The organism is Vibrio sp. 1401 (genome assembly GCF_033340295.1).
The window spans coordinates 1-13860 of sequence record NZ_JAWOWF010000041.1; the positions used below are offsets into that span (position 1 = coordinate 1).

At 45.6% G+C, this 13860-nt stretch carries 12 protein-coding genes; 10 read left to right on the forward strand and 2 right to left on the reverse strand.

Annotation, left to right across the window (positions count from 1 at the left end; genetic code table 11):
- Positions 1-696: 696 nt before the first annotated feature.
- Positions 697-1824 (reverse strand): tRNA epoxyqueuosine(34) reductase QueG, encoded by a 1128-nt coding sequence (gene queG, locus R7Z77_RS18135; protein ID WP_064354376.1) that lies wholly within the window; start codon positions 1822-1824, stop codon positions 697-699.
- 276 nt (positions 1825-2100) lie between these two features.
- Between queG and tsaE the strand changes: the two genes are divergently transcribed.
- The 8 genes from tsaE to hflC all read left to right on the forward strand — a co-directional run bounded on the left by tsaE (position 2101) and on the right by hflC (position 11248).
- A complete protein-coding gene (gene tsaE, locus R7Z77_RS18140; protein WP_005381372.1) occupies positions 2101-2565 on the forward strand; it encodes a tRNA (adenosine(37)-N6)-threonylcarbamoyltransferase complex ATPase subunit type 1 TsaE in 465 nt (154 codons plus the stop codon).
- The gene (locus tag R7Z77_RS18145; protein ID WP_005381374.1) at positions 2559-4268 is read left to right on the forward strand and encodes an N-acetylmuramoyl-L-alanine amidase; all 1710 of its coding nucleotides are present in this window, start codon (positions 2559-2561) and stop codon (positions 4266-4268) included. The genes tsaE and R7Z77_RS18145 overlap by 7 nt, the downstream gene beginning before the upstream one ends.
- Positions 4269-4286: 18 nt before the next feature.
- Entirely contained in the window at positions 4287-6299 is a 2013-nt protein-coding gene (gene mutL, locus R7Z77_RS18150; RefSeq protein WP_318136778.1) for a DNA mismatch repair endonuclease MutL, read from the forward strand.
- Entirely contained in the window at positions 6296-7228 is a 933-nt protein-coding gene (miaA, locus tag R7Z77_RS18155; protein ID WP_005381378.1) for a tRNA (adenosine(37)-N6)-dimethylallyltransferase MiaA, read from the forward strand. Before mutL ends, miaA begins: the two co-directional genes overlap by 4 nt.
- Before the next feature lie 194 nt (positions 7229-7422).
- Positions 7423-7686: an RNA chaperone Hfq gene (hfq, locus tag R7Z77_RS18160; RefSeq protein ID WP_005381379.1), complete on the forward strand. Its 264-nt coding sequence runs from the start codon at positions 7423-7425 to the stop codon at positions 7684-7686.
- Positions 7687-7724: 38 nt separating this feature from the next.
- Positions 7725-9014, forward strand: a complete 1290-nt coding sequence (hflX, locus tag R7Z77_RS18165) for a ribosome rescue GTPase HflX (protein WP_005381380.1) — start codon at positions 7725-7727, stop codon at positions 9012-9014.
- 45 nt (positions 9015-9059) lie between these two features.
- Positions 9060-10265 (forward strand): FtsH protease activity modulator HflK, encoded by a 1206-nt coding sequence (gene hflK / locus R7Z77_RS18170; RefSeq protein WP_005381381.1) that lies wholly within the window; start codon positions 9060-9062, stop codon positions 10263-10265.
- A gap of 2 nt (positions 10266-10267) precedes the next feature.
- The gene (gene hflC / locus R7Z77_RS18175) at positions 10268-11248 is read left to right on the forward strand and encodes a protease modulator HflC (RefSeq protein ID WP_005381382.1); all 981 of its coding nucleotides are present in this window, start codon (positions 10268-10270) and stop codon (positions 11246-11248) included.
- 64 nt (positions 11249-11312) lie between these two features.
- Here the strand turns inward: hflC and R7Z77_RS18180 are convergent, their stop codons facing one another.
- Positions 11313-11498 (reverse strand): DUF2065 domain-containing protein, encoded by a 186-nt coding sequence (locus tag R7Z77_RS18180; RefSeq protein WP_005381383.1) that lies wholly within the window; start codon positions 11496-11498, stop codon positions 11313-11315.
- 172 nt (positions 11499-11670) lie between these two features.
- Here R7Z77_RS18180 and R7Z77_RS18185 point away from each other — a divergent pair, with 172 nt between their 5' ends.
- Together R7Z77_RS18185 and motX are read left to right on the forward strand one after the other, a co-directional pair.
- On the forward strand, positions 11671-12987 hold the full coding sequence (locus R7Z77_RS18185; RefSeq protein ID WP_005381385.1) for an adenylosuccinate synthase: 1317 nt from the start codon (positions 11671-11673) through the stop codon (positions 12985-12987).
- 216 nt (positions 12988-13203) lie between these two features.
- A complete protein-coding gene (gene motX / locus R7Z77_RS18190; RefSeq protein WP_054575294.1) occupies positions 13204-13839 on the forward strand; it encodes a flagellar protein MotX in 636 nt (211 codons plus the stop codon).
- The last annotated feature ends 21 nt before the right edge of the window (positions 13840-13860 follow it).

Consider the following 13860-nt stretch of genomic DNA (forward strand, 5'->3'; position numbering starts at 1 on the left):
GCGGGGTGGAGCAGCTTGGTAGCTCGTCGGGCTCATAACCCGAAGGTCGTCGGTTCAAATCCGGCCCCCGCAACCAAATACAAGACGATAGATTGAGTACTTATTTAGTATACAATTGTTAAGTCGTCTACGGATGCGCCGCTTGATTCAACGCCTGCTTCTCGCAACCAATCACATCGCTTTTTTCATAATGCTGCGAAGCATGAATCCCCAAAAGCTAAACTTTTATCCGCATCATATGATGTCGGACGATTTCGTTTGTGTTTAAAACACGATATGAATCGGCTGACGTACAAGTATGATGAGGCTTCGCGTGTTTTATCTACTTTAATTAACAGAGTTATCCACATACGTCGTTCTGTGGATAAGTTGGTTGATAAAGTGTTTTTAGCTTGACTTTTTATGATGGGGAAGAAAGATCTTTTCTCTAAAGTGAAGTGGAAACAACAAAGAAATATCAATTAACTCATTGTTATATAAGGAAAAAATAAGTTTTTTGTCGGATCGAGTACGTTAAAATACGATCATTAACTGGTGTTTTTTTGATCCTAGTCATTTCTCCGAGCTGTGTTTAACTTTTTTCTGCTAGCTTGTTTTTCTTGAATCTCAAATTTTTTTCCACATTACAAAATTGAGAACAAGGTCATGAATTGAACATGCAAAAGTACTTTCAATCTCTTGCATATAGACTACGCTCTATGCGTCTCTCGGCAGTCCCTTCTCGACTATCCTTATTAAGCGTTGCTTTTTCGTCTCTATAGATGAATTACTCTCAGTGGGGAGTTGATTCTGTTGCTCTGTCAAAGCCCATTTAATGTGCTCATCAAGTAATTTATTTTCACCTTGCCGACTTTCCAGCGCATCTATGATTCGCTGACTATATTCTGCATTACCAAGTGCGACAGCGATGTTACGTAGCCACTGTATATGACCAATACGACGGATAGCGGAGCCTTCCATATTTTTTAGAAAAGTCGCTTCATCCCAGTTAAACATGTCGACGAGGTCAGGGTTTTTGAAACTGTCACGACGGTGGAAATCATCTTGCTCCGTTATGTCGGCGTAGCGGTTCCATGGGCAAACCAATTGACAGTCGTCACAACCATAAATGCGGTTACCCATTGGCTTTCGAAACTCTTCAGGAATCACGCCATCGAACTCGATGGTGAGATAAGAGATACAACGCCTGGCATCGACAACTTTGTCTTCAACGATGGCTTGTGTTGGGCATGATGTAATGCATGCTTTGCATTTACCGCACTGATCAACGCTTGGCTCATCAACGGGTAGTGGTAAGTCGATAAGTAGTTCACCTAAAAAGAACCACGATCCACAGTCTTGATCTAAAATCAGGGAATGTTTCCCTGTCCAACCTAAGCCCGCTTTTTGGGCGAGAGGTCGCTCTAATATTGGTGCGGAATCAACGAAAGGTCGGTAACCATATTGACCAACCTCTTGTTCAATAAGTTTGCCGAGCTTATTTAGCTGCTTTCTGACGAGCTTGTGATAATCGCGCCCTAGTGCGTAGCGGCTAATATAGGCATGACTTTTATTCGCGAGGTTCGAAGCGAATTGAGCCTCTGGTGGCAGATAGTCCATCCGGACGCTGATAACGCGAACGGTTCCCGGGAGTAGCTCATGGGGTCTAGCACGCATCATACCGTGACGAGCCATCCAATCCATTGAGCCGTGATAGCCTGCATCAAGCCATTTTTGTAGTGCTGCTTCATGTTCACTCAGATCAACGTCGCAGATCCCAACTTTTTGGAAGCCGAGTTCTTTTCCCCAAACTTTGATTTGTTGTGCGAGTTGTTCGTAGTTCATGTTAACCACCGGAATAAAGGGGGGCGGATCTTAACGGATCTCTGGCTTTGGTGCTACCCAGTTAGGTACGTTTTTGATGTTGTGAATACTGCTTATTGAAGTCATTTGCATATATTCTAAATCTAGGTCGATACTAAGATGATTAAGATACCGTTTATTGGATACTTTTTTCGCACATATGACATTTGAAAGCTTGTCTCTCAAAACCAACACGGTTTACTATTCCTGTTCTTTTGATTTTTATATAGTCAACGATCATTAGTTAGAGAAGCATCAATGAGCACGAAACAATTCAATTTAAAAGATGAGCATGAAACGGTTGCACTAGGCACCGCTTTGGCTCAGCTTTGTTCCCAGCAAACCACAATTTATCTGCATGGTGATTTGGGTGCAGGTAAAACAACCTTTAGTCGTGGTTTTGTCCGTGCTCTTGGTCATCAAGGTAACGTGAAAAGTCCAACTTATACTCTAGTCGAACCGTACCAGTTGGATCAGTGGCAAGTATATCACTTCGACCTTTATCGTCTTGCGGATCCTGAAGAGCTTGAGTTTATGGGGATTCGAGACTATTTCACAGACGATGCGATTTGCTTGGTTGAATGGCCTGAAAAAGGGCATGGCTTACTGCCACAACCGGATCTTGATGTAAACATTCGCTACCAAGGTGAGCAACGTGTAGCCGAACTAACAGCTAATAATGATTATGGTGTGCAGTTACTCAGTCGATTGGAGCTATGTTGAGTTTTTCAAATTTTAGAGTAGTGGCGACGTTTGTCGCCACTTTTCTCCTTCTCATCCCCAATTTAGCATTTGCTAACGTCGTTAAGAGTTTTCGAGTTTGGCCTTCACCTGATGAAACACGTGTTGTCATCGATTTAGGCTCGGAAGCTGACTATTCCTATTTCTCTTTATCAGGGCCGGATCGCCTTGTCGTGGATTTAAAAAGCACGACGATGCAGGCCAAACTGCCTGTTACTGTTACGGATAGCCCTGTTTTAAAACTGGTACGAAAAAGCTCGCCTCCAGAGAAGGGCACTTATCGTTTGGTGTTTGAACTAAAAAAGAGCGTTCAAGCGGAATTATTTAAATTAAGCCCAACACCAGGTGGGCAGTATGGTCACCGCTTGGTGATTGATTTACCGCACGGTAAGAAGGCATCGACCTCTAAACCGAGTAAGCCAGCGGCGGCCAGCAAAGACATGAGTTCAGTTCAACGAGCTCAAGAAGTGTTAATTGTTATCGACCCTGGTCACGGTGGGGAAGACCCTGGCTCTATTGGCCCTTCACGTCGTAAGTACGAGAAAGATGCGGTATTGAGTATCTCAAGAAAAATTGCTGCTCAGCTCGATGCGACTCCTGGTATTAAAACGCGCATGACTCGTACGGGAGATTATTTTGTAAACTTAAACCGTCGTGTCGCGATTGCTCGTGAAAATGATGCGCACTTGCTGATTTCCATTCACGCAGATGCGTTTACTTCACCGAAGCCTCGCGGTGGATCGGTCTTCGTACTAAATACTCGTCGTGCAAATACCGAAATTGCTCGTTGGGTCGAGAACCATGAGAAACAGTCTGAGTTATTGGGCGGCTCGGGTAATGCGTTCTTCACGAAGACAAAAGATCGTAACGTGAACCAAACTTTGTTGGACTTGCAGTTTAGTCATTCACAAAAAGAAGGCTATAAGCTGGCAACAGAAATCCTAGGTGAGATGGGACGTGTTGCGCACCTGCATAACACCAAACCGATCAACACCAGCCTTGCGGTTTTACGCTCTCCACAGATTCCGTCTGTGCTAGTGGAAACGGGCTTTATTTCTAACCCAACAGAAGAGCGATTACTGTTTCAACGAGCGCACCAAGATAAGTTAGCTCAGGCTATCACTAAGGCGGTCGTCAAGTACTTAAAAGATAACCCACCAGAGGGTACGGTGTTCTCGCCTTCAGCGAAGCCAATGGTACATATTGTAAAGCGTGGCGAGTCATTATCGGTGATCGCGAACAAATATGGGCTTAGCTCTAAAGCGCTGATGTCGGCAAACAACTTGAAGTCGACAGGCTTGGCAATTGGTCAGAAGCTCAACATTCCTTCTGCTGGTACGATTAAAGTGCCAAGTAAACCGATTACTGTTGAGACAGAAACCATTACGCACAAGGTTAAGTCTGGTGAGTTCTTAGGTAAGATTGCGAATCACTATAAAGTGAAGGTTTCAGATATCCGCCGAGAGAATAACTTGAAGTCAGATACCTTGTGGGTAGGGCAAAAGTTGAAGATAACGGTCGCGGTAAAAGATAAACCGATTCGTAAGCACAAGGTTTCTCGGGGTGAGTTCCTTGGCAAAATAGCGTCCAAATACGGCGTTAGCGTATCGAGCATTCGTAAAGCGAATAACTTACGCTCTGATCAGCTAGCGGTTGGGCAAGTCCTGATCATTCCAAACAAGTAGGTGAGCTTCTAACTCATTATGACGATTAAAATTTTGCCAGCCAGACTTGCAAACCAAATCGCCGCAGGGGAAGTGGTCGAAAGACCTGCTTCTGTGATTAAAGAGCTGGTTGAAAATAGTCTTGATTCTGGCGCAACTCGAATCGATATCGATATCGAGAAAGGAGGCGCAAAGCTGATTCGTGTTCGTGATAACGGAAAAGGTATCGCGAAAGATGAACTTGGCTTAGCGCTCAGTCGTCATGCGACATCTAAGATACATACCTTAGATGATCTCGAAGCCATTATGAGTCTAGGTTTTCGCGGTGAAGCGTTAGCCAGTATTAGCTCAGTCTCGCGTTTGACGCTCACGTCGCGTCCTGCGGCACAAGAAGAAGCCTGGAGTGCCTACTCCGAAGGGCGTGATATGCAGGTGAAGCTTAAGCCAGCAGCGCACCCGATTGGCACGACTGTTGAGGTGTTGGACTTATTTTTTAATACTCCAGCGCGTCGCAAGTTTCTTCGTACGGAGAAAACCGAATTTGCTCATATTGATGAGTTATTGAAACGCATTGCGTTAAGCCGCTTTGATGTCACCATCAATGTGCGTCATAACGGCAAGATCATCCGTCAATATCGCGCGGCGAAAAATCAGCTTCAAACCGAAAAGCGTATTGCTGCTGTCTGCGGTAATGCGTTTGTGCGGCATATGCTCAGAATCGAGCTTGAGCATCAAGGGTTAAAGTTACATGGGTGGATTACCACACCAGAGGGAGCAAGGCAGCAAAGCGATTTACAATATTGCTATGTGAATGGCCGAATGATGCGTGACAAATTAATCAATCACGCGATTCGTCAAAGCTATGAAATGAGCTTAAAGCCAGATCAGTTTGCTGCGTATGTGCTCTTTATTGAGCTAGATCCGCACCAAGTAGATGTGAATGTTCACCCTGCTAAGCATGAAGTGCGTTTCCACCAAGCTCGTTTGGTGCATGATTTCATCTATCAAGCTTTGACGGATGCACTTTCACAAAGCGCCGTGATTGATAAACCACAGGTGAATGAATCGGCATTTCATCGCGTGGAACCGACTGAGTCCGAAGAGATTGAGCATTCGCCAGAGCCTGAAAAAGTACAAGAGCCAGCATCTTCACCAGTACCAGAGCGGGTTTATCAAGCGATAGATAGTACACCGGCTTATCCTGGACGCAGTGATTATGAAGTGAAGCCTCGTAATAGCGGTCCTAGTGAAACCTCCGTGCGAGAGGTGCGCGTAGTGGAGTCATTCAAACGTAATGATTGGGTGGAATCCAAACCCGCACCAAAGCCAAGTCACAGTAAAGAGCGCCACGTAGAACCAGCGCCAACTAAACAAGAAGTACGCGCTTATCACGAGCTGTTGAAAACGCCAGAGTTTGAGGCTCAGGCAGTCACTCCAATAGCGCCCCAAACGATAACTTCGCACACATCAATGCCATCGATTACTGCATTAGGCAAAGCGCTGATGGTGGTCGATGAACAATTTGTTTTGATGAGCAGTGACAGTGGGGCGGCGTTAGTCTCGTTACCTAGAGCAGAATTTTATCGTGTAAAAGGCCAGCTTTCTCCAAGCGATGGTGCACTCAAGGCACAACCTCTGCTTGTTCCTCTATCTATTAAGTTAGAGGCCGAATTAGTGAGACTGGCCCAAGATTATCAACAAGATTTGGCATTGCTTGGTATTCAATTGAAAGCGAGAAACGAGCACGCCTTAATGGTGATGGGCGTCCCAGCTCCGCTGCGTCAACAAAACTTACAAAATTTAGTACCAGATCTGTTATCTTACGCGCAATCTTGTGTGAACGAAGGTATAGCAGCGGCTCAGATGCTGTCTGAGTTGATAGATTGGCTCGCATTACAGGTCACGACAGTGAAGAGTCACTATACTTTTTCTGAAGCCATTCAAATTATTGCGGAACTTGAACAGCTAAGACATGGTCAATTGCCATTAGAAGATACAAAATTCGTATCCGCTGTTGATTTCTCTGCCACGATAGCCAAATTAAAACCATGACAGATAAACTACCTTTGGCGCTATTTTTAATGGGGCCAACTGCATCAGGCAAAACTGAGCTGGCGATTCGTCTTCGTCAAAAATTTCCGATTGAGATCATCAGTGTTGATTCTGCTTTGATCTACAAAGGGATGGATATCGGTACGGCGAAACCGGATGAAAAAGAGTTAAGTTTGGCGCCTCATCGCTTGATAGATATTTTGGATCCAAGTGAATCTTACTCTGTTGCCGACTTTCGTCGAGATGCATTGAAAGCGATGGATGATATTGTTGCAGAAGGAAAAATTCCACTTCTTGTGGGTGGAACAATGCTGTATTACAAGGCGTTACTTGAAGGTTTATCACCACTTCCTGCTGCAAATCCTGAAATTCGTCAGCAAATTGAACAAGAGGCATTGACTAAAGGTTGGTCAGTGTTGCACGATGAACTCAAAGAGGTTGATCCTGTGTCAGCCGCGAGAATCCATCCCAATGATCCCCAACGTTTATCTCGGGCATTGGAAGTATTTCGCATTTCAGGTAAAACTTTGACTGAATTGACTCAAACGAAAGGTGAAAGCCTACCATACCGAGTCAAGCAGTTTGCAATAGCTCCCAAGGATAGGGCAGAACTTCACCGTCGGATTGAACTCCGTTTCGAGAAGATGATGGAAGCGGGCTTTGAAGAAGAAATGAAAGCGTTACATTCGCGAAAAGATCTTCACCCCGATCTTCCTTCCATACGATGCGTCGGTTACCGACAGATGTGGGAGTATTTAGATGGGGAGTGTACACGTGACGAAGCGGTATTTCGTGGCGTATGCGCGACTCGTCAATTGGCCAAGCGTCAAATCACCTGGTTACGCAGCTGGGATGATTTAACTTGGTTGGATAGCGAGAACATTGAACAGGCATTAGAAACGATGTCGGAAGCAATAGCATCTGATTGACATAGCTGTGTATAATGTGATCGTTTTTGCGTGAACGCACTCTCAAAGGATCTGTTGTTGGCGGTTTTTATACTATGCTGCTAATTACTTAGAGTGCATTTTTGATTCGTTTAGCTCAGATGCAAAAGCCGTATCTTTTGCATTGCACCACTAGCTAAATAATTACAACTACAAATTAAATAAGGAAAATAAAAATGGCTAAGGGGCAATCTCTACAAGACCCATTTCTAAACGCGCTACGTCGTGAGCGTATCCCGGTATCTATCTACCTTGTGAATGGTATTAAACTACAAGGTCAGATCGAATCATTCGATCAATTTGTGATCCTGCTGAAGAATACTGTTAACCAAATGGTGTACAAGCACGCGATCTCAACAGTTGTGCCGGCTCGTCCAGTGAGCCATCACAGCGGTGAACGTCCACAAGGTGAGCGTCCACAAGAGAAATCAGAAGATTAATTCTTCATCGAGTATTTTTAAAATAAGGAGTTGATTGCTTGTTTGACCGTTATGAATCCGGTGAGCGAGCCGTACTTGTTCATATCAACTTCACGCAAGAAGGTGAATGGGAAGATCTGGCTGAGTTCGAAATGCTGGTTTCTTCTGCTGGGGTAGAGGCGCTACAAGTGGTAACTGGTAGTCGTCAATCCCCACACCCGAAATACTATGTCGGAGAGGGTAAGGCCCAAGAGATTGCTACAGCGGTACAATCAACGGGTGCCGAAATTGTGATTTTTAATCACGCCCTCTCTCCTGCCCAAGAACGTAACCTCGAAGCACTGTGCCAATGTCGAGTTCTCGACCGCACTGGTCTTATTCTCGATATCTTTGCTCAACGAGCTCGAACACACGAAGGTAAGCTACAGGTAGAGCTGGCTCAACTTCGTCATATCTCTACTCGTTTGATTCGTGGTTGGACGCACCTTGAAAGGCAGAAAGGTGGTATCGGTTTACGTGGCCCGGGTGAAACCCAGCTGGAAACCGACCGTCGCTTATTGCGTGACAGAATCAAAGCCATCCTGCGACGCTTAGACAAAGTAGCGAAGCAGCGTGAACAAGGGCGCCGCGCCCGAAATCGAGCTGAAATCCCAACGGTTTCACTTGTGGGTTACACCAACGCGGGTAAGTCGACACTCTTCAACCGTATTACAGAAGCTGGCGTGTACGCGGCTGATCAATTATTTGCTACTTTGGACCCGACTTTACGTAAGATAGAGTTAGCAGATGTTGGTCCTGCCATCTTGGCAGACACGGTTGGTTTTATTCGACATTTGCCACACGACTTGGTTGCGGCCTTCAAGGCAACCTTGCAGGAAACGCAAGAAGCTGACATTTTGTTACATGTTGTTGATGCCAGTGATGAGCGTTTTCGTGAGAATATTCAAGCTGTTCATGAAGTACTAGAAGAGATCGACGCGCATGAAGTGCCGACTCTGGTTGTCATGAACAAAATCGACAATCTAGATTCGCAGAAACCACGTATAGAACGAGACGAGGAAGGCGTACCTCGCGCAGTTTGGGTTTCAGCAATGGATGGGTTGGGCATTGATGTCCTGTTTGAGGCTCTGACGGAACGTCTGGCGTCACAAATGGTCGAGCATCAGTTGCGAATTCCTCCACAGTATCAAGGACGATTCCGTAGTACCTTCTTCCAAATGAAGTGTATTCAACGTGAGGAATATGACCAGGATGGTAACTTGTTGATCGATATTCGAATGCAGCAAGTAGATTGGTCTAGACTTGAAAAAAGAGAAGGGGCAGTTTTGACTGGCTTTATAGTCACTTAAAGGACTGCTACAGTATAACGTCATATCAAATGATGGAGCTTTCTAATGGCGTGGAATGAGCCTGGAAATAACAACGGCAACAATGGCCGCGATAATGACCCTTGGGGTAATAATAATCGTGGTGGCCAGCGTCCTGGTGGCCGAGATCAAGGTCCGCCAGATTTAGATGAAGTGTTCAACAAACTGAGTCAAAAGCTGGGCGGCAAGTTTGGTAAAAAAGGCGGCGGTGGTTCTCCAATCGGCGGCGGTGGTGGTAGTGCAATTGGCTTTGGCGTGATTGCTCTGATTGCTGTTGCAGTTTGGTTCTTCGCTGGTTTTTACACCATCGGTGAAGCAGAGCGTGGTGTTGTACTGCGTTTAGGTAAATACGATCGTATCGTAGACCCAGGTCTTAACTGGCGTCCTCGCTTTATTGATGAGTACGAAGCGGTAAACGTACAAGCGATTCGTTCACTACGTGCATCTGGTCTAATGCTGACCAAAGATGAAAACGTTGTAACAGTTGCGATGGATGTTCAGTACCGAGTGACTGACCCATACAAATACTTGTACCGTGTAACCAATGCAGACGACAGCTTGCGTCAAGCAACGGATTCTGCACTACGTGCAGTAATTGGTGACTCATTGATGGATAGCATTCTAACCAGTGGTCGTCAGCAAATTCGTCAAACTACGCAAGAAACACTGAACCAAATCATTGATAGCTATGATATGGGTCTGGTACTTGTTGATGTGAACTTCCAGTCTGCTCGTCCACCAGAGCAAGTGAAAGATGCGTTTGATGATGCAATCGCAGCACGTGAGGATGAAGAGCGTTTCATTCGTGAAGCTGAAGCATACAAGAACGAAATCTTGCCTAAGGCAACGGGTCGTGCAGAGCGTTTGAAGAAAGAAGCACAAGGTTACAATGAGCGTGTCACTAACGAGGCTCTTGGTCAGGTAGCACAGTTCGAAAAACTACTACCAGAATACCAAGCAGCGCCTGGTGTAACGCGTGATCGTCTGTACATTGACGCAATGGAAGAGGTGTACTCAAGCACTTCGAAAGTGTTGATTGACTCGGAATCAAGCGGCAATCTTCTTTACCTTCCAATTGATAAGTTGGCGGGACAAGAGGGCAAAGCAGATACCAAACGTAAATCGAAGTCATCTTCAACCTATGATCAAATTCAACTTGAGTCTGATCGTACACAAGAAGACACTTCGAACTCGCAGTCTCGTTCAACAGGTTCACGTCAAGGGAGATACTAAGAATGCGTAAGTTAATGATCCCTGTACTGGTAATCGCACTGGCATTAATGTTGATGTCTTTGTTTGTGATTCCTGAAGGTGAGCGCGGTATCGTGGTTCGATTTGGTCGTGTCTTGAAAGACAACAACGACATCACTCGAATTTACGAGCCTGGTCTGCATTTCAAGATGCCTTTGTTTGACCGTGTGAAACAACTTGATGCACGTATCCAAACAATGGATGGCCGTGCAGACCGTTTCGTAACGTCTGAGAAAAAAGACGTTATCATTGATACCTACGTGAAGTGGCGTATTGAAGATTTTGGTCGCTACTACCTCGCGACTGGCGGTGGTAACTCGCTAACGGCAGAGGCACTACTTGAGCGTAAAGTGACGGACGTGCTTCGTTCTGAAATCGGTGCTCGTGAAATCAAACAGATCGTATCTGGTCCACGTAACGATGATGTGCTACCAGAAGACGCAAGTGCCGATGTTGTCGCAACTGAAGCGGCTCGTGAGGCGCTTGAGATTGATGGTGAACGCGACCTAATCATGTCTGAAGTATTGAAAGACACGCGTGAAAGCGCAATGAAAGACTTGGGTGTTCGTGTCGTTGATTTCCGAATGAAGAAAATCAACCTGCCTGATGAAATCAGTGAGTCTATCTACCGTCGTATGCGTGCGGAGCGTGAGTCCGTTGCTCGTAAGCACCGTTCTCAAGGTCGTGAAAAAGCGGAAGTTATTCGTGCTCAAGCAGAACTAGAAGTAGCAACTATTCTAGCTGAAGCTGATAAAACTGCGCGTGTGACACGAGGTGAGGCGGATGCTGAAGCTGCGAAGATTTATGCTGAAGCATACAACAAAGACCCTGAGTTCTTTAGCTTCCTACGTTCGCTACGTGCGTATGAGAAGTCCTTCAGCTCTAAGAGCGATATTCTGGTGCTTGATCCGAAGAGTGAGTTCTTCCAATACATGAACCAGTCGAAGGGCAGCATGGAGAAATAATCTCCGCGTCTCATTGAAATAAAAGGCTCCTTAGGGAGCCTTTTTTTGTATCTGATGCTAAGTGCTAGCTCATCATGATGGCGATGACGGCTCCAGCAACTACTAGGCAGCCACCGATGCGTCGTAGCTGATTGTTGGGTTGTTCACTTAATTGAGCCACCATATTCCGCCAACCGTTAGGAGCAATCAGTGGCCCAATGCCTTCCACGATCAAGACGAGCCCAATCGCCAACCATATGGATTCAGACATAGCGCTTTCCAGTCGAATAGAGAAAGCTAAATACTATCAGTGATATGCTGATTTCAAAATGAACAAAGCGGCAAGATGACATTCTGGTAGCAACTCTGTGAACAAAAAATGACTGCAAGAAGCGTGATTCGGTGCTAGAATCCATTTTTAACTAGCAATCAGACTTGGAAAGATGGGAAATAACGTAGTCGTTCTAGGCACCCAATGGGGTGACGAAGGTAAAGGTAAAATCGTAGACCTTTTAACTGAAGATGCAAAATACGTGGTACGCTACCAAGGCGGTCACAACGCAGGTCACACTCTCGTAATTGACGGTGAAAAAACCGTTCTTCACTTAATTCCATCAGGTATCCTTCGCGATAACGTAAAATGTGTTATCGGTAACGGTGTTGTACTATCACCTGAAGCTCTACTTAAAGAAATGAAGCCTCTTGAAGAGCGCGGTATTCCAGTACGCGAGCGTCTTTTCATTTCTGAAGCATGTCCGCTAATTCTTCCTTACCACGTTGCAATGGACCAAGCTCGCGAAATCGCTCGCGGTAAAAAAGCTATCGGTACTACTGGTCGTGGTATCGGTCCAGCATACGAAGATAAAGTTGCTCGTCGCGGTCTACGCGTTGGCGACCTATTCGATATGGCGACTTTCGCAGAGAAGCTAAAAGAAGTCATGGAGTTCCATAACTTCCAACTAGTTAACTTCTACAAAGCGGAGCCAGTAAGCTACGAAGAAGTACTTGAGCAAGCTAAAGGCTACGCTGAACTACTAACGTCAATGGTTATCGACGTAACTGACGAACTAGACGCAGCACGTAAGCGCGGCGACAAGATCATGTTCGAAGGTGCACAAGGTACACTACTTGATATCGACCACGGTACTTACCCGTACGTAACGTCTTCTAACACGACTGCTGGTGGTGTTGCTGCAGGTTCTGGTTTTGGTCCTCGTCACATCGGTTACATCTTGGGTATCGCAAAAGCGTACTGTACTCGCGTTGGTGCTGGTCCATTCCCGACTGAACTATACGACGGTTTAGATAAGCAAGATCCAATTGGTAAGCACTTAGGTGAAGTTGGCCACGAGTTCGGTGCGACAACTGGTCGTCTACGTCGTACAGGTTGGTTCGATGCTGTTGCTATGCGTCGTGCAATCCAAATCAACTCTGTATCTGGTTTCTGTCTAACTAAACTAGACGTACTAGATGGTCTAGAAGAGCTAAAAATCTGTACTGGTTACAAGATGGAAGATGGCTCTGTGCTAGAAGTTTCTCCGATGGCTGCTGAAGCATTCGAAAAAGCAACGCCAATCTACGAAACAATGCCTGGTTGGTCTGAGAACACATTTGGTGCTAAGTCACTAGATGCTCTACCACAAGCCGCTCTTGACTACATCAAGCGTATTGAAGAGCTAACTGGCGTTCCAGTAGACATCATCTCTACAGGTCCTGACCGTAACGAAACTATCATCAAAGTTCACCCATTCGAAGCTTAATTGATAGCCGTTAAAGATTGCAAAAGCCGACCTTATGGTCGGCTTTTTTGTATCTGAACAAAAACAGCGTGACTCTCATATGGCAAGCTTTTGCCGCTGAGCCTAAATCAGAGGCAAAAATTGTCTAAAGCTTAGCTGTTTTTTGCCGATAAGGTTATCAAGCAGAGGAGATCCTTCACCGATCTTTGGTTTCTTAGATACCTTAAGGGTACGTTTATGAAGTTACGAACAGTGGCTGCTTCACTGTTGTTGACCTTGGTTGCTACCACAGGGAAAGCCAATGTTGCTGATGTGGGGGCACCAGTTCCGATCTATACCGAAGCAGAGCTGATAAAGCTTATTGAGCAAAATAAGCACTTACAACGTGTGCGCGCTGATAACTGCCAGCTGGTGGAGGATATCGTAGCTCGTGCGACTCGAATTAACTTACCCGCTTATGAGTTTCTATACGGAGATATGTTGGCTTGGGGTGTGTGTGTCGAGCAAGATGTCGAACTGGGTCTTTACTACATCGAAAATGCAGCGCATCAGGGGTTACCTGCTGCACTAGAGCAGATTGGCCGATACTATTCGCGTGGCACTTTAGTACAGCAAGATAAAGAACGTGCAATTCCATATTTGCGAGAAGCTGCGTCAATGGGAAACCTAAACGCGCGTATTCATCTGGCCGAGTTGCTTTTACGTGATTATGGCAGTCCACTCGATTACGAAGATGCGTATCGTTGGTTATATAACTCTGTCACAGCAGATAAGCGGCAGCATAAGCGCATAACTGTATTGAGAAACGGCCTTGAACAGCGCATGCCACAAAACGTTATTGCTCGAGCTAAACGGCGAGACACCTTTTGGTAACGCTTCAATATTGCAAACAAC